Origin of the sequence: Candidatus Paraluminiphilus aquimaris (assembly GCF_026230195.1) — a bacterium.
GTDB classification, from domain to species: Bacteria; Pseudomonadota; Gammaproteobacteria; order Pseudomonadales; family Halieaceae; genus Luminiphilus; species Luminiphilus aquimaris.
In genome coordinates, this window is the sequence record NZ_CP036501.1 from 1,801,615 (window position 1) to 1,827,111 (window position 25,497).

General features: G+C 53.1%; 21 protein-coding genes and 1 tRNA gene. 15 read left to right on the forward strand and 7 right to left on the reverse strand.

What is annotated here, in order from left to right:
* Positions 1 to 34 precede the first annotated feature (34 nt).
* Positions 35 to 787 carry a DUF429 domain-containing protein gene (locus E0F26_RS08200; protein ID WP_279241182.1) on the forward strand — a complete coding sequence of 251 codons (753 nt, stop codon included), beginning with the start codon at positions 35 to 37 and terminating at the stop codon, positions 785 to 787.
* Here E0F26_RS08200 and E0F26_RS08205 read toward each other — a convergent pair.
* A complete protein-coding gene (locus E0F26_RS08205) occupies positions 784 to 2,547 on the reverse strand; it encodes an N-acyl-D-amino-acid deacylase family protein (RefSeq protein WP_279241183.1) in 1,764 nt (587 codons plus the stop codon). The two genes, E0F26_RS08200 and E0F26_RS08205, sit on opposite strands and share 4 nt — an antisense overlap.
* 180 nt (positions 2,548 to 2,727) lie before the next feature.
* On the opposite strand from E0F26_RS08205, the gene E0F26_RS08210 reads away from it, so the two are divergent.
* From E0F26_RS08210 to E0F26_RS08225, 4 genes are all read left to right on the forward strand, one after another.
* Complete coding sequence (locus tag E0F26_RS08210; RefSeq protein ID WP_279241184.1) at positions 2,728 to 3,993, forward strand: acyl-CoA dehydrogenase family protein; 1,266 nt, start codon at positions 2,728 to 2,730, stop codon at positions 3,991 to 3,993.
* 5 nt (positions 3,994 to 3,998) lie between these two features.
* Positions 3,999 to 5,390, forward strand: coding sequence for a phosphotransferase family protein (locus tag E0F26_RS08215; protein WP_279241185.1), 1,392 nt, complete (start codon positions 3,999 to 4,001; stop codon positions 5,388 to 5,390).
* 84 nt (positions 5,391 to 5,474) lie between these two features.
* A tRNA-Arg gene (locus tag E0F26_RS08220) sits at positions 5,475 to 5,550 on the forward strand.
* Between the two features lie 247 nt (positions 5,551 to 5,797).
* Positions 5,798 to 6,931 (forward strand): class I SAM-dependent RNA methyltransferase, encoded by a 1,134-nt coding sequence (locus E0F26_RS08225; RefSeq protein WP_279241186.1) that lies wholly within the window; start codon positions 5,798 to 5,800, stop codon positions 6,929 to 6,931.
* A 66-nt stretch (positions 6,932 to 6,997) separates the two neighbouring features.
* On the opposite strand, the gene mnmH is transcribed toward E0F26_RS08225, so the two are convergent.
* Positions 6,998 to 8,152 carry a tRNA 2-selenouridine(34) synthase MnmH gene (gene mnmH / locus E0F26_RS08230; RefSeq protein WP_320416184.1) on the reverse strand — a complete coding sequence of 385 codons (1,155 nt, stop codon included), beginning with the start codon at positions 8,150 to 8,152 and terminating at the stop codon, positions 6,998 to 7,000.
* Positions 8,145 to 9,200 carry a selenide, water dikinase SelD gene (gene selD / locus E0F26_RS08235; protein ID WP_279241187.1) on the reverse strand — a complete coding sequence of 352 codons (1,056 nt, stop codon included), beginning with the start codon at positions 9,198 to 9,200 and terminating at the stop codon, positions 8,145 to 8,147. Before selD ends, mnmH begins: the two co-directional genes overlap by 8 nt.
* Positions 9,201 to 9,401: 201 nt before the next feature.
* On the opposite strand from selD, the gene E0F26_RS08240 reads away from it, so the two are divergent.
* Positions 9,402 to 11,210 (forward strand): transglycosylase SLT domain-containing protein, encoded by a 1,809-nt coding sequence (locus tag E0F26_RS08240; RefSeq protein ID WP_279241188.1) that lies wholly within the window; start codon positions 9,402 to 9,404, stop codon positions 11,208 to 11,210.
* A gap of 118 nt (positions 11,211 to 11,328) precedes the next feature.
* Positions 11,329 to 12,444 (forward strand): zinc-binding dehydrogenase, encoded by a 1,116-nt coding sequence (locus tag E0F26_RS08245; protein ID WP_279241189.1) that lies wholly within the window; start codon positions 11,329 to 11,331, stop codon positions 12,442 to 12,444.
* A 13-nt stretch (positions 12,445 to 12,457) separates the two neighbouring features.
* Here the strand turns inward: E0F26_RS08245 and E0F26_RS12500 are convergent, their stop codons facing one another.
* Entirely contained in the window at positions 12,458 to 12,688 is a 231-nt protein-coding gene (locus E0F26_RS12500) for a translation initiation factor (RefSeq protein ID WP_320416185.1), read from the reverse strand.
* 227 nt (positions 12,689 to 12,915) lie between these two features.
* On the opposite strand from E0F26_RS12500, the gene E0F26_RS08255 reads away from it, so the two are divergent.
* Together E0F26_RS08255 and E0F26_RS08260 are read left to right on the forward strand one after the other, a co-directional pair.
* Positions 12,916 to 13,140, forward strand: a complete 225-nt coding sequence (locus tag E0F26_RS08255; RefSeq protein WP_279241191.1) for a SlyX family protein — start codon at positions 12,916 to 12,918, stop codon at positions 13,138 to 13,140.
* Positions 13,141 to 13,196: 56 nt separating this feature from the next.
* On the forward strand, positions 13,197 to 14,903 hold the full coding sequence (locus E0F26_RS08260; protein ID WP_279241192.1) for an amidohydrolase: 1,707 nt from the start codon (positions 13,197 to 13,199) through the stop codon (positions 14,901 to 14,903).
* Between the two features lie 4 nt (positions 14,904 to 14,907).
* Here E0F26_RS08260 and E0F26_RS08265 read toward each other — a convergent pair whose 3' ends face one another.
* The 3 genes from E0F26_RS08265 to E0F26_RS08275 form a co-directional block, all read right to left on the reverse strand.
* Complete coding sequence (locus E0F26_RS08265) at positions 14,908 to 16,065, reverse strand: epoxide hydrolase family protein (protein ID WP_279241193.1); 1,158 nt, start codon at positions 16,063 to 16,065, stop codon at positions 14,908 to 14,910.
* Positions 16,066 to 16,214: 149 nt separating this feature from the next.
* Positions 16,215 to 17,633 carry an SDR family NAD(P)-dependent oxidoreductase gene (locus E0F26_RS08270; protein ID WP_279241194.1) on the reverse strand — a complete coding sequence of 473 codons (1,419 nt, stop codon included), beginning with the start codon at positions 17,631 to 17,633 and terminating at the stop codon, positions 16,215 to 16,217.
* Between the two features lie 177 nt (positions 17,634 to 17,810).
* Complete coding sequence (locus E0F26_RS08275) at positions 17,811 to 18,140, reverse strand: hypothetical protein (protein ID WP_279241195.1); 330 nt, start codon at positions 18,138 to 18,140, stop codon at positions 17,811 to 17,813.
* 132 nt (positions 18,141 to 18,272) lie between these two features.
* On the opposite strand from E0F26_RS08275, the gene E0F26_RS08280 reads away from it, so the two are divergent.
* From E0F26_RS08280 to rlmKL, 6 genes are all read left to right on the forward strand, one after another.
* Positions 18,273 to 19,022, forward strand: coding sequence for a lysophospholipid acyltransferase family protein (locus tag E0F26_RS08280; protein ID WP_279241196.1), 750 nt, complete (start codon positions 18,273 to 18,275; stop codon positions 19,020 to 19,022).
* Between the two features lie 76 nt (positions 19,023 to 19,098).
* The gene (locus E0F26_RS08285; RefSeq protein WP_279241197.1) at positions 19,099 to 19,722 is read left to right on the forward strand and encodes a class I SAM-dependent methyltransferase; all 624 of its coding nucleotides are present in this window, start codon (positions 19,099 to 19,101) and stop codon (positions 19,720 to 19,722) included.
* Between the two features lie 95 nt (positions 19,723 to 19,817).
* Positions 19,818 to 21,347 carry an acyl-CoA synthetase gene (locus tag E0F26_RS08290; RefSeq protein ID WP_279241198.1) on the forward strand — a complete coding sequence of 510 codons (1,530 nt, stop codon included), beginning with the start codon at positions 19,818 to 19,820 and terminating at the stop codon, positions 21,345 to 21,347.
* Between the two features lie 55 nt (positions 21,348 to 21,402).
* Positions 21,403 to 22,050 carry a hypothetical protein gene (locus E0F26_RS08295; protein WP_279241199.1) on the forward strand — a complete coding sequence of 216 codons (648 nt, stop codon included), beginning with the start codon at positions 21,403 to 21,405 and terminating at the stop codon, positions 22,048 to 22,050.
* The gene (locus E0F26_RS08300) at positions 22,035 to 23,162 is read left to right on the forward strand and encodes a hypothetical protein (RefSeq protein ID WP_279241200.1); all 1,128 of its coding nucleotides are present in this window, start codon (positions 22,035 to 22,037) and stop codon (positions 23,160 to 23,162) included. The genes E0F26_RS08295 and E0F26_RS08300 overlap by 16 nt, the downstream gene beginning before the upstream one ends.
* A complete protein-coding gene (gene rlmKL, locus E0F26_RS08305) occupies positions 23,159 to 25,351 on the forward strand; it encodes a bifunctional 23S rRNA (guanine(2069)-N(7))-methyltransferase RlmK/23S rRNA (guanine(2445)-N(2))-methyltransferase RlmL (protein WP_279241201.1) in 2,193 nt (730 codons plus the stop codon). The genes E0F26_RS08300 and rlmKL overlap by 4 nt, the downstream gene beginning before the upstream one ends.
* The last annotated feature ends 146 nt before the right edge of the window (positions 25,352 to 25,497 follow it).

Consider the following 25,497-nt stretch of genomic DNA (forward strand, 5'->3'; position numbering starts at 1 on the left):
CTCCGCCCCTCGTTCTGAGGTCCTCAAATTACCCATGCCAACCTTGTCAAAAGACTCTCTGGATTTATCGGGCATCGGCCCGATTAACGCCGCAGGCATAGATGGGTGCCGAGCGGGGTGGGTTGTTGCCTATCGAGAGGGCGAGGAAGTAAACCTGGTTGTGATTGACCGTCTCTCGGATATCAATGTGGTGCTTGCGCCCGATGCGAGCGTGATGATCGATATGCCCATTGGACTCACGGATGATAACAGCGTAAGAATTTGCGATGCCTCTGCAAGAGTTGCGCTAAGACCCTATCGCTCGTCCAGCATATTCGGCGTGCCGGCGCGAAAAGTAACGCGCTGTAGTGATTACCCTGAAGCAAATAGGCTGTCACGAGAGATGTCAGGTAAAGGCATCAGCAAGCAGGCCTTCTACTTATTTCCAAAGATTCGCGAGCTGGACGACTGGTTGCTATCGAAAGAGCGCAACGGACAGTGGTTTGAGTGTCACCCCGAGGTCGCGTTTGCGCGTTTAAACGGCGCAGCGGCGTTAGCAGAGTCAAAGAAAACGGTTATCGGGAGCACGTTACGGAAAAAACTGCTTTCGGAGCTCGGGAGTGTTGAATCAACAATTCAGCGCGCACTCGACACCTATCGCCGTAAGGATGTGCTCGCCGATGATTTAATCGATGCACTGGTTTGCTTGCTGACCGCGGAGCGGCCATCAAACGAGCGACTACAGATTCCCAACGATGCCCCTGTCGATGCCAGGGGCCTCACGATGGGTATTGTGGCGCCGGCTTAACTGGCGGCTTTTAGAGCCGAGTTACTGCCACTTTGGTCAGGGTTAGATTGCGGACCACGAATCAAACCACCCGGTGTGGCGCCTGAATATTGACCGTTTTCGAAGGTTAAATGCCCCGATTTAAAGGTTGCCTTGTACCCTGTTGCAGACTGGAGGAGTCGTTTGCCGCCCGCAGGTAAATCATTTGCCACCCACGGTTTGCTCATTCCAATCTTATCGAGCGCGATGACATTGATGTCAGCGAGGTAGCCAGGAGCCAGCACGCCCCGGTCCTCCAATCCGTAGACCCTTGCAGTGTCTGCACACTGACGCTTAATAGCCTCGCTAATACTCAATCGGAAACCCTCACGATCACGAACCCAATGCTGCAACATGAAAGTGGGTGATGCGGCGTCGCAAATTGTCCCGCAATGCGCCCCGCCGTCTGAAAGCGAGTTTATGCAATCGTCAGATTGTAAAATGGGCTCGAGGAAATTTAGGTTCCCGTCGGCGTAATTGAGTAATGGGAAATAAATAAACCCATTTCCGCCGTCACTCATCATAAGGTCATAGGCATATTCAGCACCCGATACGCCAGCCTGATTAGCCAGATAGGCGATCGATTGCTCCTCACTCGGCTCGTAGTTAAACCCATCGCCAAGTTCGTATTGTAGGGTAAAGGCGTTTGCCATGAGTTCCGCCAATAATTGGACGTCACTTTCGGGGAAGACGGACTCCTCGGAAATTAACTTGGCTTTGAATTCAGGCTCGGCAAGTTTTGCCAGTTGGTCTGCGGTATCCAATTCGGCCACTTCGGCCCAGCTTGGTTTGAATGAGAACGGGTTGAAAGTCGTTCGCCATCCCAATATGAGCCCGGTACCCCGCATCGATATCTGGGCGAGGATATTGGCACCTTTCATATTCTGCTCGCGCATCTTGGCCATCTGATCGTCAAAGCTCATTGCTTTGATTGGAGATTGAAGAGCAGTGAAGGTGACCGGTAACCCCGTTTCGCGGCTGAGATCGCCCATCCAGCCAAACTCGTTCCACTCGGGAACAAGGTCGCTGGCCATCTCGAACACACCATGACCGACGCGCGCCATGCCACGGCCGATGCCAATAAGTTCTTCGGGTGTTGCGGTGGTCCCAGGTACGAGCTCACCATCGACCGACTTGTGCAGTACGGTGCGCGATGTGGAGAAACCCAAAGCGCCTGCGCGAAGACCCTCCTCGACGATATTTGCCATACGCGCAATATCCGACTCGGTTGGACTTTCGTTCGCCGCACCTCGATCACCCATCACATAGGCACGCACAGCACCGTGTGGAACATGTGTGGCAACATCGACTGCTCTCGGCATTGCCTCCAGTGCATCTAGGTATTCAGGGAAAGTCTCCCAGTTCCATGACATACCCTCAGAGAGTGCAGAGCCGGGAATATCCTCGACGCCCTCCATCAAGCCAATGAGCCAGTCGTGTCGATCGGGTGCTGCGGGGGCGAATCCGACGCCACAATTCCCCATAACGACAGTGGTAACGCCGTGCCATGAAGAGGGCGCCATCTCCTGGTCCCATGTTGCTTGGCCGTCGTAGTGCGTATGAATATCAACAAAGCCTGGCGCCACAAAGCAACCACTGGCGTCATAGACTTGTTTTGCATCACCGAGGTCGAGTCCAACGGCGGCGACGGTATCGCCTGTAATAGCGATATCGGCTAAATAGGGTTCGCAACCAGTACCGTCGACGACCGTGCCCCCTTTGATCAGAAGGTCATAACTCATAGTGTTTCCTCGTTGCCTAGCGTGGTTATTTCCTGCATTCATCCAGAACAGTGAATGGGGTGTCAAGCGTGAATGGGGGTCTTCTCGGTAGGGTTAGTCAATCCAGAGAAATACGGTTGAGTTTGTTAGTTAAGATCCGTACGGTTTAACCGTGATCTTAGAACGGTATCTGGGGCAGCTATGAATTTTGATATCCCGTTGGAAATACAACAGTTTCTCGATGAGGTGGATCGCTTTATTGAGCGTGAAATCAAACCCTTGGAGGCCGCTGACGACAATATTCGGTTCTTCGATCATCGACGCGAGGACGCGCGAACCGATTGGGAACGGCAAGGCTTGCCTAATGAGGATTGGGAGGCGTTGCTGGCTGAGGCGAAACGTCGTGCGATTTCAGCCGGAATCTTTAGTTACCCCTTCCCAAGTGAACATGGCGGGCGGGATGGTGGCAACTTAGGGATGGCCATCATTCGCGAACATCTGGCTGCAAAGGGGCTTGGTCTACACAACGATTTGCAAAATGAGCATTCAGTCGTGGGCAATAACATTGGCCTATTATTGATGCTGGAATACGGGACGCCCGAGCAGCAGTCTGACTGGTTGCCCGGTCTGAAAAATGCGACGCGAGGTTTTGCCTTTGGTATTACGGAGCCAGACCACGGCTCGGACGCGACCCATATGGAAACAGTGGCCCATCGCGATGGCGATGACTGGGTCATCAATGGTGTGAAGACGTGGAATACCGGGGTTCACACTGCACACAGTGACATGGTGATGGCCCGGACCTCGGGCAATGCCGGTGACGCTGCCGGGATCACGGCCTTCATGGTGCCGATGGGTGCCCCTGGCGTAGAGGTTGAGGAGTACCTGTGGACGTTCAACATGCCTTCTGACCATGCTCGGGTTCGGTTTACCAATGTGCGCGTTCCCGACTCAGCCATCTTTGCCGGGGAGGGCAGAGGCCTTCAGGTGGTGCAGCATTTCTTTAACGAAAATCGAATTCGTCAGGCGGCCTCAAGCTTGGGAGCGGCCCAATATTGCGTCAATGAAGCCGTTGCTTATGCGAAAGAGCGTAAGCCCTTCGGTAAACCCTTGGCGAGTAACCAAGCGATTCAGTTTCCACTTGTGGACCTACAGGCTCGTTGTGAAATGTTGCGAGCGCTGATTCATAAAACAGCTTGGCTTATGGATCGCGATGGTGCCTTTTCGGTATCGGACAAAGTCTCTATCTGTAACTACCAGGCGAATCAGCTTTGCTGCGAGGCGGCGGACACGGCTATGCAAGTCCATGGCGGTATTGGTTACTCGCGATATAAGCCCTTTGAACACATTTACCGTCATCACCGCCGGTATCGAATAACAGAGGGCGCAGACGAGATTCAAAAGCGAAGAGTTGCGGGCTATATGTTTGGCTTCATGGATCAACGTAAGCCTAAAGGCGTTAGTTGAAAACCGTGGATCAAACGTTTGAGGAAAGTCTGTCGGCGCTCATTTCGCGCCATTTCGAAGGAGCGAAGCTGATCTCTTCAAGCCAGCTCACTGCCGGCGCATCACAGCAAACGTTTCGTATTACGATCGAAGGGAAGGGCGGCGATACGCAGGTCTTTGCGCTGCGTCGAGCGCAGCCTGGCTTGGCGTCATCCTCTTACGGACAGTTACCGCCTAGTGTAGAAGTCGAATTACTGCAACTAGCCGCTCATGGCGGTGTGCCCGTGCCCGGTATCGAGTATGTGCTGTGTCCCGGAGATGGTCTGGGCGACGGCTACATCATGGAATGGTTAGAGGGCGAGACCATGGGGCAGCGGATTGTAAAACGCCCTGAGCTGAGTGGTGCCAGAGCATCATTAGCTTTTGACTGTGGTCAGGCGTTGGCGCGAATCCACGCCTTGTCTGTGCCTTGCTCTCTCGTTGAGCGGTTGCACAACGTCTCGCCCGAGGCCTTAGTGCGCGAGACTTGGGAGGCCTATATTGTGTTGGACACGCCACAACCGATGATCGACTTTACCGCTCAGTGGCTGCTCAGCAATGTTCCCGCTGATTTTGAGACGACGTTGGTTCACGGGGATTTCAGGAACGGTAATTTAATGGTAACGCCCGATGGCATAGGTGCTGTGCTTGATTGGGAGCTTTGCCACATGGGTGACCCCATGCGAGACCTCGGTTGGCTGTGTGTCAATTCATGGCGATTTGGTAACCGATCTTTGCCTGTTGGGGGCTTTGGTAAGGTCGAGGATCTTATCGCGGGCTACGAATCGGAAACCGGCCAGCCGGTAGATCTCACGACACTGCGGTTCTGGGAGGTCTTCGGTTCGTTTTGGTGGTCAGTGACGACATTGGGTATGGCGAATACCTGGCGAAGTGGCGAGACACCGTCAGTGGAGCGGCCCGTTATTGGTCGACGCAGTAGCGAAGCGCAAATGGATTGCGTCCACCTCCTCATCCCGGGTGAGCTACCCGCCCACCCCGATAAGATAAGTGATGCAAATCTCCCATCTGTCAGTGAGATTATCCGATCGGTAAAGTCGCATTTGACTGAGCATGTTGGCGAAAAGCTCGAAGGGGCAGACCAATTTTTGATGCGTGTCGCGGTCAATTCACTCTCCATTGCAGAGCGCGAGCTTTCTTTCGCACCCGCTGCAGAGCGTGCCGAACTCGCCGGGTTGAAGTCGTTGTTTTCGGGGCTTGAAGGTAATGAGGACCTGGAGCAGCTAAGGTGGAATCTCGTGTCGGCGCTTCGGTCTAACGAGCCGATGGATGTTGATATCCTCGGTGCACACCTTCGTCAAACAGTGGCTCACAGACTTTATATTGATCAGCCAAAATACTCGGCACTCACGAATTCATGAGCGGATTTACCCTAGTCCGCGCCTTCGATAAGGCCTACTTTTTCGTTAGGTTTTTGTGGGGGAGTGTCCTAGACTTACGCCTGTGCCGTTGTAGCTCAGTCGGAAGAGCGTTTGCCTCCTAAGCGAAAGGTCGCAGGTTCGATCCCTGCCAGCGGCGCCATCAAACGCGCAATCAATTGCGCTAGCGCGTATTCACGTAAGCATCTGAGCCCCCGACATCGGGTCAACGTGCAACTCAGCCCTTTTTTGAGGACGCCCGCCATTATTTCTGTCAGACGTATTTGCTTTTTTTGCCGTCGTCTTTGGCGCCTGCTGATAGACTAGTGAATCCTCGGCCAGTACGGCAGCCCACATTAATGTCATCGCGGAAAGTTAGAATTAAGGCGCCCGGTAAAGCTCGTCGGCGGGTGCCACCAAAAACCGATGAACTCGAGATCCTTATTCGTGATTTAGCGAGCGATGGACGTGGTGTCGGCGAGGCGCCAGATGGACAAGTCATATTCGTTGCGGGCGTTTGGCTCGGTGAGCGTGTCCGGGTTCGAAGAACCCGCCAAGGCGCCATGACGGAAACGGTACTTCTTGAGGTAACTGAGGCGCACGCCCACAGAGTGACACCCGCCTGCATCTATCACACGCAGGGTGAATGCGGTGGTTGCCCATGGATGTTTATGGACTATGAGGCGCAGGTTTCTGCCAAACAGGTAAAACTGGCATCGGCGTTGGCGTCTCTCAATGCAACGCATCTTAGCTGTCCTGTAAACGGCTCAGTAAGACAATTGGGTTACCGCAATCGCGCCCAACTTAAAACCAATGGGCGGGAGCTGGGCTACCTGGGGGCGAGCTCCCACGACCTGGCTGACATAGAGACATGCGCCGTATTAACAGACGCTAATCAGGCGTTATTAAGCCGTCTGCGCGACAGCTTACCGAATAGTGCGTGGCGCCCGAGGTCGAAACAGAAATGGATTGCCCTCGATATAGATGACAAGCGAGATGCGCCCCTCATAGACAAGAGGCAACCGTTTAGACAGGCAAATGATAGTCAGAATGCGGTCATGCGTGACTGGCTCGCCGATAAGCTCGCATCGCTCGTACCCGAGGGCCCCGTACTCGAGCTATTTTGTGGTAACGGCAATTTGACGTCGGTGGTAGCTGAGCGAAACCCGCACGCGCAGGTTGTGGCAGTAGAGGGCGATGAGGTGGCGCTTGAGGCGCTTGCCGCACTCAACTTAGCCACGGTTACCACTCAGCGGGTAAACCTCTTTGACGATCGACAAATACGCGCGTTGATATCGTCGCTGCCGTCGATTAACGGTGTCGTTCTCGACCCTCCGCGAGATGGATTAAAGGCGCGAGACGCTTTTGGCTCCGTGTTCTCCGAGTGCTCATGGGTTGTTTATATCTCGTGTAATCTTGCCACTTGGCAGCGCGATGCACAGTTTTTACAAGACCAAGGTTTGCGACTGACTCAGGTAGAGGGCTTGGATATGTTTCCGCAGACACCTCACTTAGAGGTGCTCTCCGTCTTTGAACGGCAGTGACAAGGGGTGAGACCTAAAAGGAGTCGAATCGCTGATCCATAGTGTGGTTGTCACGTTATTTCGCGTTTAAGCATTTAGCCAAGGAGAGGGGCTTTGCTGGAGATACTGTGCAACCGCGTCAAAATCACCACTAAAAACGACTCTGCGCTGCTTGGACTTCAGCTGGTAGTCGTACATGGGGTCGTAATAGTCACGCAATAAGATCTCTATCCAGGCTTTATGTGTCTCGGAACGACCTAAACGATGCTCTGAGATGGCTGTCTCTAGAAGCCCCGATAATTCCGAATACCTGACGCCGCCCAGACGCTTCTTGATGTTTTCCAAGCTGTTTCTTAGTGATGCAGCGAAAACCTCAAAAGTATGCTCATCATCGCCCGCGACTTTCACCAATTCACTGTGATTTTGAAGAATATAATTTTGCCAGGAGTGTTCCACACGTTGCGCTAAGCTTGCCTCGACGGTTATGACAGGTGCCTTGGCGATGCACTCTTGAAGCAGTATCGGGAGGGCGCAGCGACCAATAAGCCGACTTTCATCCTCTACCGCTACGGCCGATGCATCAGATTTAATTGCCTTAAGAAAGGCAATTGCTATCGCATTTTCAAAATCAATCTGGCTGGGCTGCGGTGTAATTCGTTTACCAAAGGCACTGCCTCGGTGATTCGCCAAACCCTCTAGATCAATCGTTACGAGTCCCTGTGATGAGCCACAAGACTCCGCGCATTGATTCAGGAGTGCCGTTTTGGCGACACCTGTTCGGCCTGCTACCACGACAAGGTTTGATGCCTGTAACGACGCCGCGAAGCTGTCAATGAGAAATCGGCGTAATGCCTTGTAGCCACCCTCGATAATCGGTACGTGACAACCTCGCTCCGCCAGCCAAGCCTGCGTTGTTTGCGATCGCAAGCCGCCCCTGAAACAAAATAAAGCGGCCTCCGGTGCACTTTTTATGGCACTGATCCACTGCTCAATGCGTGCTTCCTTCGCAGTACCCGTCACAAGTTCATGCCCGAGTGAAATGGCCGCTTCCTGCCCGCGTTCGGCGTAACAGGTGCCTACTTGTTCACGCTCTGAGTTACTCATAAGCGGAAGGTTGATTGCCGCAGGAAACGAGCCTTTTTCAAACTCAACCGGCGCACGCGTGTCAATGAGCAAGCGGTTCTCAGTAAAAAGGCTGCCGAATTCGGAGGCCAAAATGCGGCTTTGGGAGGAGCTAGGCACGAAGTGTTAACTTAGGTTGGTCCGAGGTCGCGATCGATAGTTCGCCAATGGGCCTACCTGGGAGCCCCGCCGCGTGTAATCTTGATGCAATCTCATCACGTGCATCAGGACGCACAGCGATAAGTAGGCCGCCGCTGGTTTGTGGATCGCAAAGAACGGCTCGCTGAAAATCGGTTAGAGGCGGCAAGTGCGTTGCGATGGAGCCAAAATTACGGTCCGTACCACCGGGAACACAGCCCTCTGCTATGTAGCGTTCTAAATCACCCATTGTGGGGATTGCTGACCAGTCGATGCTCGCGTCGAGACCGCTGCCACGCATCATTTCACTAAGGTGGCCGGCCAGCCCAAAACCTGTGACATCGGTCATCGCCGTGACGCCCTCCAGGGACGATAATTCGGCGCCAATGTTGTTTAACGTGCGCATGCTATCGCTCGCAAGCGTTAAATCTTGTTGGGTTGCGCGCGCTCTTTTGCCCGCCGTGCTGATGATTCCCACACCGAGCGGCTTTGTTAAAAAGAGAGCATCGCCGTCGATCGCCGTATCATTTCGTCTGAGGTGATTAATGTCTACTAGGCCGGATACGGCCAGCCCAAAAATGGGTTCGGATATGTCAATGCTGTGGCCACCAGCTAATGTGATTCCTGCCTTGGAACAGATGGCTCGGGCACCTGATAAGACCTCCCTTGCAACTTCAGGCGCTAACTTATCCACGGGCCATCCCAGTATGGCGATTGCGACCGTTGGCGTGCCCCCCATTGCATAGATATCGCTGATCGCGTTGGTGGCGGCAATCTCACCAAATTCTCGAGGGTCATCCACAATGGGTGTAAAGAAATCAGTTGTGCTGAGTAATGCGCGACCGTTACCGATATCAACGGCTGCTGAATCGTCCCGCGAGTCGTTACCTACTAACAGCGAGGCTTGAGTGTTTTCGGGTGTTCCTGTCTCAACTCCGCTTAGAATGCGACGCAATATGTCAGGGGAGAGCTTACAACCGCAGCCAGCAGCTGGACTGAATTGCGTGAGGCGAATACTGTCTGTCGTCATGTGGCTCTCGGATACTCCTGCGTTGGTTTTCATTCGTTTAATTCATTGAAAAAAACGTGCGCTCGCTTCATGCTCACACTGATGTTCTGCGTTACCCCACTAAACTCTCGCACAGTCCTCACGGCTTGTCTCCTAACGGTCCTTTCTTTCTTAGGATTCGATTCTCGATTGGCTGTCGCGTCTAGCGTATCTGAGCCCTCAGTGCAGCGACAAAAATTCGAACTCGCGGTCAAAGAGTTGAGGACAGGGGTTGGACCTCGTTATCAGTCGCTGCGAGATGAGCTCTCGAACTATGCATTAGCCATCTATCTTGATGCCCTCGTAATTGAGGGTAACTTACATTACGCGAGCAGCGAGGAAATGAACCAATTCATGGCGACGGCTGATGGATCACCGCTCGCTATGCGCACGCTCCGAAGTTTTGTGCGTCACAAGGTTGAGGACCGCCGCTGGCGGACCATCATTGCGGTAACCAACCGATCTGACTTGAGCACTGAGCTCTCATGTCATCGAGCTCATGCGCTACTAAGTATGGGAAGGGTCGATGCGGCTAACGTATTGCTGAACACGGCTTGGAGCGTTGGGAAGTCTCAGATCAAAGCCTGTGACCCCGTATTTAAGGCCTGGATAAAACACTCGGGTCCAACCGACGATGTTGTCTGGGAACGCGCACTCAAGGCAGCGGATGCGCGCAACAGTTACCTGCTTCGTTATCTGCAACGATTTGCGTCAAAAGAACTAAAACGAAGTCTTGCTGACTTGGGGGAAATTTACCGAAGACCTGACCGCGTTACGCAAAAGGTGCGTGGACAAGAAATGCATCAACGCGATATCGCTTACTTAGGTGTTAAGCGTCTTGCTCGCGTCAACCCAGGTAAGGCCTTTACAGCGCTACAAACGCTCTCTGAGCGGTTTGAATTTCGCGCAGATCAACTAAGCGAAATGCAAAGCCTCATTGCGCGACACAGCTTGTTTGCGAAGAGCGCTGCGCCACAGGAATGGGTTAAAAAGACCTTAATTTTGCTTAAGGAGGACGAGCTCAGCGAAATTTATTTACGGGCGCAGATCGATGCGGCGGATTGGGCGGCTTTTCGAGAAGGTTTTGACTGGTTGTCAGAAGGCAAACAGGCGGCGGATGAGTGGCAATACTGGCGCGCCATTGCCGCAGGCCCGGGCGAGGCCGAATTTGCGCAGTCTACCTTTGAGCGCCTTGCAATGGGGCGTGGATTTCACGCCTACCTCGCTGCGTCGACGCTGAGTAAGCCGCCGACATTAGGCTCTGCCTCCAAGCGAGAAAATGCGGTAACGCCCCATCAAAAAATGTTAGTTGATCGGGTGAGAGAGCTGTTAGCGTTGGGAAGAAAATGGGAGGCTCGCACTGAATTTCGGGCAGCGCTCGCTGATAAACAAGTGGCGCTTTTGCTGGCGGAGTTAGCGTCTTCAGTCGGGCTTCATCCATGGGCAATTGAGGCCGCGGCAGCCGCCGGTGCCTGGGATCGTGTAGATCTAAGGTTTCCCGTTGTTTTTAGTGAGGAATTCGCGAATGCCGCCTCAGAATCCGGGTTAACTGCTGAGTCACTCATGGCCGTTGCGCGCCGCGAGAGTGCGCTATCGCCGGATGCGGTCTCGAAAGTGGGGGCACGTGGATTGATGCAACTGATGCCCAGCACGGCTCGACTCACAGCGCGCAAACACAATTATCGTTATTCACGGTCACGTCTGATGCGTCCGGGATACAATACGGCGGTCGGTGCGCTCTACTATGCTGATTTGATCGACAACTATAAGGGTAATCGCGTACTCGCATTGGCTGCATACAACGCGGGTCCCAATCGTGTCCGTCGCTGGTCTGAGGGCACCATGAGTATTGCGCGCTGGGTTGACACCATTCCCTTTAAAGAGACAAGGGAATATGTTCGCGCGGTTTTAGCCTACACCGTAATATATCGGCTCAAAGCCGGTAAGCCCGCAGAAATGCTAAGTGACCTTGAGCGCGATTATCAGTATTAATTGTTGTCGCCAGGGCAAGAGTCATTTGCCACTGTAAGCATTGCTCTAAAAAATGATGTTTGCTCTACTCGGCGCAGTAAAAACGACTCGCGCTAAAATAAACCGATAGGAAATTAATATGAAAAGTCTCCAAATGCAGTCTTGTGTCCACGAAGAGGGCACCATCGAATGTGCCTTGTTTGAGGTCGACATTGCATCGCCCAAAGATAACGAGGTGATGGTGAAAATTGAGGCATCACCCGTTAATCCATCTGATTTGGGTCTCATGTTTGGGGCGGCCGATGTCGACTCCATTAGAGCCTCAGAACGCAACGGGCACCCTTCCATTATTTTAGACGTCCCCGCACCTGCGATGCGCGCGATGGCAACACGTATTGGCGAGTGGCTCCCTGTTGGCAACGAGGCCTGCGGTACTGTGGTTGAGGCCGGCGCAAGCCCCGAGGCTCAGGCGCTTATTGGAAAGCGCGTGGCGCTCTTCGGTGGCGAAATGTACGCAGACTATCGCACGGTCTCCATTTTTCAGGTCATCCCCTTGCTCGATAGCACGACGCCTGAGGAGGGCGCTTCATGTTTCGTCAACCCGATGACCGCATTAGGTTTCGTTGAAACAATGAAAATGGAAGGTCACAAGGCGATCGTTCACACCGCCGCGGCGTCAAACTTAGGTCAAATGCTAAATCGTATCTGTTTGAATGACGGCATTCCTCTCGTGAACGTGGTTCGAAGTGAAGAGCAGGTCGCGCTTCTAAAGGGGCAGGGAGCAGAGCACGTAGTCAACAGTTCTGCGGAGGATTTCACCGCTCAGTTAAGCGCGGCGCTTAGCGCAACGGGTGCTACATTGGCATTTGATGCAATTGGGGGTGGAAAGCTGGGTAACGCAATCTTGATGGCTATGGAGGCTGCCGCGGTAGAGCGTATGACAGAATGGTCACGCTATGGCTCCAATGAGTTCAAGCAGCTTTATATTTACGGTGCTCTGGACTTGGCGCCAACAACGCTCAATAGAGGCTACGGCTTCTCTTGGGGGATCAATGGATGGCTGTTGACTCCCTTTATGATGAAGGCTGGTAGAGAGATTGTTGGGCGTATGCAGTCACGGGTTGTGGCTGAACTCACCACAACCTTCGCAAGTCACTATTCAGATCGCATCACCTTAGCTGAATCTGTCACACCGCTTGCAGGCGCAAAATATGGCGTTCGCAGGACAGGGCAGAAGGCGCTTATTACTTTCTAGTCTGATAAGTGCCCTAGCCACCGGCTAACTTGCAGGTATATCCCAGGGCCTCCAGCGCGTCCTTACAAACGGTCCGCTGGTCGCCCTGTATTTCGATAGTGGCCTCCTTCGTGGAGCCGCCGACACCGCAGCGTTGCTTAAGTTTTTTTGCGATGATCTTTAACTCTTCAGGTGAGACGGGCAGTCCGCTAATAACGGTGACGGCTTTCCCGCCACGACCTTTCGTTTCTCGGGTTATTCGCACAATTCCGTCACCCGCTGACGAAGGGCGATCTTTTCCACAAACGCATTCCGCCGCGTTCCTTAGACACTGGGGGCATAACCTGCCTCGATCAGTACTGTACACAGCACGAGAGTTCTTTTTTGCCTTCACCGTTGTCGCCTTAACGCCTAATCGAGCGTGCAGAGTTTATCAGTTGATATGCTTCGTCTGCGCTTTGGATAACAAAAAACACAGGGTAGGATACCGCCATGGATGATGAAGAAATCAAATCTGAATTGACAGACTTACAGGCTAAAATCGCATTTTTGGAAGTAGCGAATGATGAGCTAGAGCAGGTGCTGTTAAGCCAGCACAAACGGCTGGAGCAGGTGGAGGTGACGCTAAATGAGTTGCGCAATCGCCTCAAGGAGCAGGCGGCCCTCATCGAGCATTTGGGGGACTCCGATGAAGAGCCAGCCCCCCCACACTACTGAGGCAAGGCCAAATCGTTAAAACCATAACAATAAAAATCAAAAAGTAGGTACTTGGTATGTTAAAGCGCACTGTTATCGCATTGGGGGCCGCACTACTCGCGGGTGGCCTGTACGTCAAAACGCTGATAAATGATCCGGTGCCGCCGCGGCATCAAGTATTTTACAACGGTGAAGTGCTCACGATGGACGCTGACAACACCGTAGCGCAAGCAATCAGCGTTCGCGACGGCCGCATTGAGTCGGTCGGTGCGAATGCGGTTATTAGCAAACTCATAGCAGAACACACCGAGGTTATAGACCTCGCCGGTAGAACGTTAATCCCCGGTTTTGTTGACGCCCACGGTCATTTCCCGGGTTCGGGGCAAACGGCCTTCACGGTTGACTTAAACAGTCCACCCATTGGCGACACGAAATCGATCGATGAGCTGCTAGATAAACTGAGGGCATTCGGTGCCGAGAGAGTTGATGGTTGGTTAGTGGGTAGTAATTACGATGACACCTTACTTACCGAGAAGAGACATCCAACACGAGACGATTTGGACCAAGTCTCAGCGACGCGGCCAATCGCCATCGTTCATGTGTCGGGCCATTTGATGGTGCTCAACTCAGCAGCGCTTACAGAATTGGCTATTGACGAGACCACCCCAGACCCAGAGGGCGGACACATTGTTCGAGATCTGAGCTCGCCCGACAAGCGAAGGCCCAACGGGATCCTTGAGGAGACCGCCACTCACGATGCTCGGCAAAAAACCCTTGATCTTTCAGCAGGTGATGTATGGAAGATGACCCAGCTAGCGTCGGCGGAGTACTTGGAATACGGGGTTACTACGGCCTCGTCTGGCGGCATGCCAAAGGCGCTTGCGAGCTTGTTGGGACCAATGTCTGAGTACAACCAAATACCCTTGCGAGTTGCCTTGTTCCCTTGGTTCGACGAGGTGGGGGAGCAGTTAATAAGCGGTGAGGTTGGCCTTGCCGAGTTCGAGGGCGGCAGGGTGGTTGTACCTCGCGTAAAGATCATTGCGGATGGGAGTATTCAGGGATTTACAGGGTACTTGAGTCAACCTTATCACCATGCTTACAAGGGCGACGAAGAATATCGAGGTTATCCTGCGGTATTACGCGACGTGCTTTTTGAGCAAGTTGCGGGCTTGTACAAGCAGCGAGTTCAGGTCGCCATTCACGGTAATGGAGACGCCTCAATCGAGGATGCGTTAGATGCTATTGAGGCCGCGGGCAAAAAACATCCTTGGCCTGAGGCTCGGCCACTTATTATCCACGCGCAAATGGCGCGCCAGGATCAGATTATCCGAATGGCCGAGTTAAACGTCACACCCAGTTTCTTCGCCGCTCACACGTTCTTTTGGGGTGACAGGCACGCGGGTATTTTCATGGGGCCCGAGCGCGCGGCAAATATGAGTCCTGCGAAATGGGCGCAAGACGCGGGCGTTCGCTTCTCGTCGCATATGGACACGCCCGTGACGCCTATGAGGCCATTACAAGCCGCATGGAGCCCTGTAGAAAGAAAAACGAAAACGGGCGTCGTGCTGGGGCCAAATCAGCGAATAGACCGTATGAGCGCTTTGAGGGCTGTCACGATTGATGCGGCTTGGCAGGTCTTTATGGATAATGAGATAGGATCCATTGAGCCCGGTAAAATCGCTGATTTAGTGGTGTTATCGGGCAGCCCACTTACCGCGCCGGACATGCGAGAACTCGCGGTAGATATGACCGTTATTGATGGTGTTACGCACTTTGAGCGGTAAGTTTCTACGGCGTTGTGGATCGCCACGCACGTAGCTCATCGATCAAGGTTTCAGGCACTTCCATCGCAGCAAAGTGACCGCCGCGCTCGAACTGATTGTTAAAGTGAGTGAGCTGTTTGAATCGACCCCGTGCCCACCGTTCTGATGTGCGCATAATTTCCTTTGGGAAGACACTCAAGCCAATGGGACGAGAAATGGGATCGAGGTTCGTTTTGTTAAAGCTCTCCCAGTAGAGTCTTGCGGAGGACGCCGCCGAGTTAGTCATCCAATACAGCATGACGTTATCGAGAAGAACATCCTTGCTAATAACGTTCTCCGGATGTCGGATACCGTGCGACTCACAATCCATCCAGAAAGCAAATTTCTCAACAATCCAAGCCATCTGCCCAGCGGGAGAGTCGGCTAACCCATAACCGAGTGTCTGCGGACGGGTGCTTTGCTGCTTTGAATACCCACAATCCCAATCGTTATAGAATTGAAACGATTCGACCGCATCAATCTCCTCGGGTAGCGGGTTGTCTAAGGTAGATGGGTCGGGTGGGACAACTGGAAGGGTGCAATGACCGGCTGAGCATGCCGTTTCTGATTGCAGTAAAATTGCCTGTGTAACGATAGAGCCCCAGTCGCCGCCATGCGCATGGAAATGCGCATATCCCAGTCGCGACATGAGTCGTTCCCACATACTGGCGATTTGAGGCACACCAACTCCGGGCCCTCGCGGTTTTTGGGAGAACCCAAATCCGGGCAGTGCCGGTAAAACCACATGAAAAGCGTCGCTTGCTGACCCACCGTGTTCCGTCGGATTGGTCAGCGCTTCGATGACGTCTAAATATTCCAATACGGAACCTGGCCAGCCGTGCGTTATCAGTAAGGGTGTAGCGGAAGTATGTCGACTGCGGTGGTGTATGAAATGAATATCCAATTCATCAATTTCAGTCTGAAAGTTCGAGAACACATTCAGCCTTGAAGGGACCCGCTGATGATCGTATTCATGAATCCAATAGTCGATGAGTTCTTGTTGATAGGAGAGGGGTATACCCTGAGACCAGTCCTCAACCGTTTCGGCATTTGGGAAGCGGGTGCGTTTGAGCCGAGAGGTTAAGTCGTCAATATCTTCGACCGCGAAGCTCGGTGTGAAGAGGTGTATTGGCGTTGTTTGCATGACCCGAGCCGTCCACTATCGAAAGCACCACGTTAAGCAACGACGTAGGGAGTCTCAAGTCTCTTTTTTCAAATAAGTGAATAAGACGGTTAACTTTCGGCAGGCGTAGGAGGTGGGGCGAAAGCAAACAATTGTTCAGTCCCAGAATCTCAGTTAACTGTATTTAGCGCGGCTGAAAAATCGCTACGGAGCATGGGCTCGAGGCCGGCTCGAGTATCCGGTTGTTCAACGTTATTGCCCAACAGATAGGTCGAGCGGGGTTCTCTGTCTAAGAACAGTTTGCCCGACGATAACGCTGCCTGTTTGGACCGGGCCATCCAGACAATGGTGTCCGCCCCCTCCTTGTGCGACCTCAGAACAAGCTGTGTAATTCGCCGGAATAGGGGTAGGGATTTTTGTACGCCCGGGGTATCTGACCAGCCGGGGTGCATGGCATTTACGACGATATTATCGTCTGCCCAGCGCTCTGCCCATATTTCTGTCAAAACGCTTAAGGCTCGCTTGCACTGTGCATAAGCCCGCGCACCGCGGTATCCCTCAGCAGCCATATTTAAGCGTTTAAGATTAAGTCGCTCCGCATACATGCCTCCCGATACAACATTGATAACGCGGGCGGGTCCCCAAGCGTTAACCAACAGCGGCTTTAGTGCTTCTGTGAGTCGCCAGGGAGAGAGGAGTAGCAGCGCGTAGCTTTGTTCTAGCCCCTCATCTGTGCGCGAATGCTCGTTAAACAATGCACCCGCATTGTTGATCAGGACATCGATTTTGCGGTCTGTGGTTAGCAGTCGCTCGATCAGCGCCTCGGTGTCGCTCATCAAGCTCAGGTCCGCAAGTTCAAACGCAATATCGGTTCTTCCGGTTTCTGCGGCGATAATTTCAGCGGTTTTTTCGGCCTTGGTGTGACTCCGGACCACGAGCGTAAGCGCCGCGCCGGCTGCGGCGAGATCGATAGCTGCCGCAAGACCGATACCGGAGTTTGCACCAGTTAGCACCACATGTTGTCCCTCTAAGCGTTCAGACATGGGTAGCCAAATGCGTCGACCCGACAGGTAGCCAAACCGCGTAAAACAGGCGAGAGCACGCCAAGTAACTCCATCAGCCTTGGCGTTGCGGGGGCTTAACGTCGCCTCGCGCTTTTCATCTTGCAGTGCACTTTTAAGTTGCGCCATGAGTCGGTCGGAATGTTGATTCAGGCTGCTTTCGGCGCGACGCAACAATGCGGTAAAGCCAAATTTTGGATGGAGCTCCATTTGGTAGCTGATGTCTGTCGTTTCTTCGCCCTCATCGAGCTCAATCGTGTCTTTGACAGTAAAAAAGGCGCTCCTGCCTTCGATAATAAGCTTTTGAGAAGGCGTCCAGTGAGTTATCACATAGGTGATTGGGTAGGTAAACCATCCTGCGACTAAGTGCACCGTGAAAGTGCTTCCGCGACCTACGGGACCGCCGCCTAACTTACGTGATGTTTTTACCTGGTTGTCCCATTCGATCAAATTCCTAAGGTCGCTTAGATATTGAAAGCAGTCATAGCCCGAACGGTTTACGGTTATCGATCGTGAAATACTTAGCATGGGTATGGATTCACCTTAATACGGTCATAGTGCGGTCATGAGGTTCGATTCATCGCACCGTGGCTTGCGTGAAGTGCGTTGACTGACACCTTCGCTTTGATGCGTCACTTTCGTATGGGTCGTCATGTAAGTTGCCAGAGAGCTTACGCCCAGCGGCCGGTCTTAGTTCACCCGGCGCTATTCGTCGTGGTACACCACACGCAGTGGTTCACCAAAATCGTCGTAAAGAATCTGTTTGCGCCGCGTGGTTTTGCGCTTTCTTGTGGCCGATGGCTTTCGTCGCAACTTCGCCTCTCGACGACGTCTCAGCGTTTCGATGACATCGTTTACCGGTGTTCGGGTCTGCGGTTTACCCGAAAAAATGGGTGTCTTGATGGGTGAAACGGCCTCATCAACGGCACTTGCACCCAAGGGGACCGACTCGATCTCACCGCCATCGTCTAGAAACGAACGAGTTTGACGCTCAAGTCGCTGCCGAATGTCTTGTTTTGATGGTGGTTTCTTCAAAATCGTGCCCTCAACGACAGTATAGACCCTGAGACTTCTCGTAAAAACCGTATTGACGCTGTTTGCGCTTGCGACCGTGACGAGAATTGTTAGTATCGAGCGCCACGTTGTGGCGTCAGTTTGGGGGGGGTAATGCGAGCACTCAGGTCGGTTTTGGTTTTTTTGATCATGGCCACGACGGTCGTACCACTGGCGTCGATTCTCGTCGTATCCTCGTTTTTAATGCCCTATCGAGTGACCTATTTTTGGATCGGTCGACCCTGGCTGCAGCTTGCTATTTTTGCGGTCAGATGGGTGGGGGGTGTGCGAACTCGCGTAACGGGCTACGAAAACCTTACACAGGCCGCAGACGCAGGTCACCGAGTCATCATTTGCAGTAAACACCAGTCCACGCTCGAGACGTTTTTTTTTCCAAGCGTGATGAATCATCCCGTTGCTTATGTTTACAAAAAAGAGCTGAACTTAGTGCCGTTCTTCGGGTGGGCCATTGGTCGACTTCATATGGTGCCCATTGATCGGAGTGCCAAGGGGGACGCCTGGCGACGCGTAGCCAGCATTGGTGCGCGGCTTATGGATGAAGGTAAGTGGATCATTATGTTTCCTGAGGCAACGCGCTCAGCGCGCGGTCAACAACGGCTCTATAAGTCAGGGGCTGCACGTTTAGCATTGGAGACCAATGCCGTTATCGTTCCCATTGCGGCAGCGACCGGGCGCTGCTGGCCAGCTAAGTCGTGGACCTTCATTCCCGGTCGTGCTGACTTTTCGATTGGTCCAGCCATCGTTCCCAAGAGCGGTGAGGATGCGATTGCGCTGATGTCGCGAGTCGAGAAATGGATCGAAGACGAGATGCGTGTGATCGACGCTGACGCTTACATCGACTAGTCTTTGAGCGACTGCCTAAGGCGATGCGTCGGTCAGGCCGATAAAAAGTCTGTTAACAATAAAAAAGGGGATTGAGATGGGAATGTATAACGATTACGTGGTGCCGCGCTTGGTGACCTGTGCTTGTGGTACGAAACCGGTGCTCAGACAACGTCAAAAAGTTGTACCAAAGGCATTTGGCACTGTGCTCGAGTTTGGCATCGGTGCGGGTCAGAATCTACCTCACTATAACGCCAATCAGGTGGATAAAGTCATTGGGGTTGACCCGTGTTCCAAGTCATGGGAACTCGCCTCGGATCGTGCGCGCGACGCGCAGCTAGATATTGATTTCATTCAGGGTTCGGTCGAATCGATTCCGCTAGAAGACGCCTCCGTCGACTCGATTCTTATTACCTTTACGCTTTGCACCGTACCGGATCCGGATGCGGCACTTGCCGAAGCCCGGCGAACGCTGAAGCCCGGAGGCAAACTCTTCTTCTGTGAGCACGGTATAGCCCCAGATGAAAATGTTGCTAAGTGGCAACGCAGAGTAAATCCCATTTGGAAGCGTATTTTTGGCGGCTGCCACATCACGCGAGACACCAAAGCGCTTCTGAGTGGTGCGGGTTTTGGTATCGATGCTGTTGAGCAGATGTACCTGCCAGGCACACCCGCTATTGCGGGCTTCAACACGTGGGGGGAGGCGACGATTAGGCGCTAAGCCGGCAGCAGACGCTCCGGATGCTCCAGACTGATGATGGAGATTTGACATTACGAGGCGACGCCTCATGTAACCAAGCCTGAGAGACACAAACAATGCATCGACCCGAACCCAACTTTAACCTTGCTGCCCAAGTGTTAAAACAAGCTGAGCAACGTCCGAGTAACATAGCTATTGTTTACGAGGGCCGTGAGACGACTTACGGTGAGTTTGCCGGGCGAGTGCGCCGACAAGCCGGATTATTGCGGGACTCGGGTGTCTGCGTTGGCGACAGAGTGGGTTTTTTGGGCTTCAACCAGCCCACTTTTATTGAAACACTTTTCGCAACCATTTCATTGGGGGCCATTTTTGTCCCATTGAATTTCCGACTGACGGGTGACGAACTCACGTTTATCATTGGTGATGCGGGTGTGCATTCACTGGTTGTTGATTCTGAGTTGGCGCCCGTTATTCAGAGCGTGAAAGAGCGATTGCCGTGTCGTCATTACTTTTCAGTCGGTGATGATGTCGAGGGTTTTACCTCGCTCGACTCAGCAATGGCATCCGTGCCTCAGCTCGATGATGTGGTCGCTCTCGCTGCCCACGACACCCTGTTGATCATGTACACCTCGGGCACGACCGGATTACCCAAAGGCGCGATGCTGACGCATGGCAATATCGTCTGGAATAACGTCAATGCGAATCTTGCGTTTGGTGCGAAGAGTTCTGATGTATTGCTTACCGCTGCGCCACTTTTTCACATTGGTGGCCTGAATGTCATGACGATTTCGGCGCTACAGATGGGAAGCCCGCTTGTCCTGTTGAGGCACTTCGATCCGGGTGCTGTTTTGGCCGCTATCGAGTCGTACAAGGTGACACACATGTTCGGTGCGCCCGCTATGTTTTTGTTCATGGCGCAACATCCCGAGTTTGACTCAACCGATCTTTCATCCATTGAAATTTTGATTGTTGGTGCCGCACCTTGCCCAGCTTCGCTCATATCGCTTTATGGCGAGCGCGATGTGAGTTTTTGTCAGGGTTACGGGCTAACAGAGACCAGTCCTTTTGCCTCATTCCTCGGGCCGGAGAGATGTTTAGAAAAACTGGGATCGGCGGGGTTATCACCTGTGCACACTGAACTGAGGATTGTCGATAGCAATAATATCGCCGTCGGTCCGGATGTGCGTGGGGAAATCTGTGTAAAAGGCCCCAATATCATGAAGGGGTATTGGAATCGGCCCGAAGCGACAGCAAAGGCTATTGATGCACAGGGGTGGTTCCACTCAGGTGATGTCGGCTATCTCGACGATGAGGGCTATCTCTACATTTGCGATCGATTAAAAGACATGGTCATTTCGGGTGGCGAGAATATTTACCCTGCGGAGGTTGAGAGCGTGTTATTTGAGCACCCTGCGATTGCTGAAGTTGCCGTGATTGGTTTGCCTGATGACAAATGGGGTGAAGCCGTCACCGCCGTAGCGGCGCTTAACGCTGAAGAGACTCTCACATTGGAGGAGCTTCGCTCGTTTGCTGAATCGAAGCTTGCTCGATACAAACTTCCCTTGAAGCTCCATTTGGTACCTCAATTGCCGCGTAATCCTGCAGGTAAAGTTTTGAAGTTTCAGCTTCGTGAGCAGTTGAGCTAGGTTTTTCAAAAGCGTGAACCAAAAGCGGAGGCAGCCTACATTTTACGTGCTCATCATGCTGTTGGTGACACCTCTAGTAGGCTGTAGTACGGCTCCCATCGAGGAGGAAATTACTCGCGAAGCTATGCCCGTCGATATGTCCGGTCACTGGGAAATTGACTTTGCCAGAAGTGATAACTTGCAAGATCAGTTAAATGCGGTTGGACGTCAAATTCGCCGTGAGGCAGCTCGGCGAGAACGGTTGGCCAAAGAAGGGCAGGGTTTTGCGGGTGGCCCTCTGCCGGGCCGGCGCGACCTACTTACCTTGGCCCGTTTAGCTGAGATCATAACTGAGCCCAGTTTGCTCGAAATCATTCAGGCAACGGGACGCACGCGGGTAAAGCGTGAGAATAGTTTTGCCCTCGTTTGCGAAACGGATGGCTCAGCGATAGCGGTTACGACTGATCTGCTCGGTGAGCAACGCTGTGGTTGGGATGATTCCCAACTCTTTTTTATGTTGACACTTCAGGAGGGGTTAGAGGTTACCCACCGGTTATCCCGGTCCGAGGAAGGGGAGGTTCTGTTGCTGGTGACATCCGTCGAGACCCCTGGCACAAGATTCCCGTTGGTCGTTAGCCAATTTTTTAAGCGCTACGACCCGGATAATTTAGGGTTTCGCTGTGAGCGGAGCTTAACCAAAGGCAAGGTATGCACCACGCGTTAAGTAAGACAAGGTCGATACACCAAATAAACGGTCAGCTGTTAATCCTTTTTGCGGCCTTTTATTCGAGCCTGGCAAACGCCTTTGCGGCACCTCAGTCGCCAGATAGCGAACGAGAGAAGTCGGCAATTTTGGTCGCGAGCTCAGAGCGAGGCGTCGTGACACTCACATCCGACTTGGATATTGGTATCACGATCAGTTCGGATATTCCCTTGCAAAGTGGGACCGCAATGGAGGGGGCATTTCGCGAAACTGAAGCGCAACTCTTAGGCGCCAAGCAGCGACGGGTATTTGAGAATGCGGGTCAGTGGGGCGTCGTTAGGTTGTATCCCCAGCCCTCTCTGATTCCGCAGTTAATGCTCGATATGGTTGTTTTACAATCGGATGGGAGACAACTTCGTGTTCATGCGATGTTAACCGGGGTGCATGGGGATACGCTCTTAAGCGACACCTATTTGGATTATGCAAGCAGTGAGGGTGTTTTAACCGCAGACAACGAAGACCCTTTTACCGATTTGTTTCACCGTATTCACAATGATGTGGCGACCAAGGTTGCTCTGATGCCGGAGTCTGAGGACTATCTGAGGCAGCTTTCCTTTCTGCGGTATGCCCAGCAACTTGCGCCCCAAGCGTTTGAGGCCTACCTCAGTCGTGAAGGTGAGAGCTGGCAACTCCTTCGGGCGCCCGCTGAGCAAGACCCAATGTATCAGCGCATTTCAAAACTCAGGGAGTATGAGTTGCTCTTTGTTGATACTATTGACGAGCAACTGACGAGCGCGCTTCGTGAGATTGATACGGCGTATCGCCTGTGGCTTCGAGCGAGTAAAGAGCAGCTCGACTGGCTGGAAAAGCGAAGAGCGCGTGGCGTAAACGCAGAAGGCCTTGCCGACGATTCTGCGTTTGCACGTCATCAGGCTGTCTATGCGGCTTATCGATCGTTAAAGATTCATGAGCAAGAACTTTTCGAATTGGTTTTAGATCTGGAGAGCGAGTCACGCTCCACGGCACTCGAGATCGAGGAAACCGTCGTCACGCTCGAGGGAACGCTTGAGCAGCAATATCGGGAGTGGCGCGAGGCACTGGCGAAAATAATGATGTTGGAGAACGTGTTTTGAGCAGTAGCCTCTCATTTTTAGCGACCTGTCCAGTTGGGCTCGGGACGTTACTGGTAACCGAGCTCGAAGAGTTGGGTGCCACGGGCTTGCGGGAGACGCCAGCCGGTGTTCACTTCGAGGGTTCACTCGCGATCGCTTACCGGGCTTGTTTATGGAGTCGGCTGGCAAACCGAATTTTACTGCGCATCAGCGATACGGCTGTGGCCACAGCAGACGATGTCTACACCAGTGCTCGCACTGTTAGATGGTCTGAGCATCTCGGCGTAAAAACGCGGTTTGCCGTTGAGTTTAAGGGGCAGAGTCATGCCATCAAAAATACGCACTTTGGCGCGCTCAAGGTTAAAGACGGCATCGTTGACTTTTTCCGCGATCGTGAAGGTATTCGGCCCTCAGTAGACGCTAAGCGACCTGATTTGCGGATTGTAGCGCAGCTGTCGAAGGGACGATTAGTTCTAAATCTGGATCTGTCTGGGGACAGCTTGCATCGCCGAGGCTATCGACTCGAAGGTGGCAAGGCGCCGCTAAAAGAGAATGTGGCGGCCGCCGTGTTGATTCGAGCGGGATGGCCGCAAATCGCTCAAGAGGGCGGTTCACTCATTGATCCCATGTGTGGATCCGGAACGCTGCTATTAGAGGCTGCCCAGATGGCGATGTCGATTGCGCCCGGTCTAGGAAGGGAGCGTTTTGGTTTCCACGGTTGGCTTGGGCACCGCGAGGACCAATGGCTCACGATTCGATCCGAAGCGCAGTCCAAAAAATGCAGCGAGTTACCCGAGAATGTCGAAATACGTGGCTACGATGGTGATATTGGGGCGATTCGGAAGGCCGAGGAGAACACGCAGCGAATGGGTATGGCGTCCTGCGTTAGGGTAAGAGCACGACAGCTCTCCGATGTGGCGAAGCCTACTCACAGAGAGATGGGCAAGGGGTTGCTCGTGGTTAATCCGCCTTGGGGCGAGCGATTGGGGCACGATGAGGCTGTCCAGAAACTTTACGCGACATTGGGGCGGGTCCTGCATAGCGAATTTTCGGGTTGGCAAGCGGCGGTTCTCGCACTGGACACAAAGCATGCTCGCGCCACGGGTCTTCGGAGTCACAAAAACTACAAACTCAAAAGTGGCCCCCTTGATATTGCCGTGTATTTGTTCGATTTAGCCCAAGATAACGAATTGCGTGAGTTGGTTAAGGAGAAAAAGGGCACCGTGGCGGAGACTCCTGCCTTACCTGAGTTATCAGCGGGCGGCCACATGTTTGCAAACCGCCTTCAGAAAAATTTAAAACGGCTTAAGAAATGGCGTCAGCAGAGCGAAACTGCGTGCTTTCGTCTCTATGATGCCGATATGCCCGAATACGCGGTGGCGGTTGATGTCTACGAAAGCTGCGTCCACGTGGCGGAGTATGTGGCACCTAAGTCTGTCAGCGAGTCGGATGCTACACGGCGGTTTAACGAGGTGGTGGATGCCTGCCAAGTGGTTTTCAATATTGTTGATCGAGACCAAATTGGCGTGAAGCGGCGAGAGCGGCAACGTGGAACGCGACAATATGAGCGAGTGTCGCAACGCGGTGAACGATCTCAGATAACTGAGTTGGGCGCTCGCCTATGGGTCAACCTCCACGACTACCTGGATACGGGATTATTTCTTGATCACCGACCGATACGCAGAAAGATTCAGAGCGAGGTACGAGGCAAGCGCTTTCTTAACCTTTTTTCCTACACGGGCGTCGCGAGTGTTCAAGCAGCCCTCGGCGGGGCGAGGTACACGACCAGTGTTGATTTGAGTAATACCTACCTCAACTGGTTCAAGGAGAATCTGGCGAGTAACGGCCTAGCTGAGTCGCAAAACCGTGCCATTAGAGCGGATGTGATGGCTTGGCTAGAGAGCGAAGAATCGGTCTACGATATTATCTTGCTCGATCCACCTACGTTCTCCAACTCCAAGGCCACTGAACAGCATTTTGACGTCCAGCGTGATCACCCTGTCCTTGTCACCCGGGCGATGGCGCGCTTGGAGCCGGAAGGGGTTCTTTATTTTTCAAATAATCACCGCAAGTTCGCGTTGGATGATGAGCTGGCGACACGTTTCGCTGTCGAGGAGATTACTCAGTCGACGATTGACCCGGATTTTCAACGGTCCGCGGGCATCCATCGATGCTGGGCAATTCGTCATACGCCGCCGACGGTTCAGTGATTAGGGCGGACACTCACTTTCCAAAGAACGATTGCTTGAGACGCATGTCATTGGGTGCGGGACCCGCAATCGATGGAACCTGCATGACCTGTTTCGACGCCTAAATTTTGTGTGCATTTGTCCCGATCTTGGACCGCCAATCGACC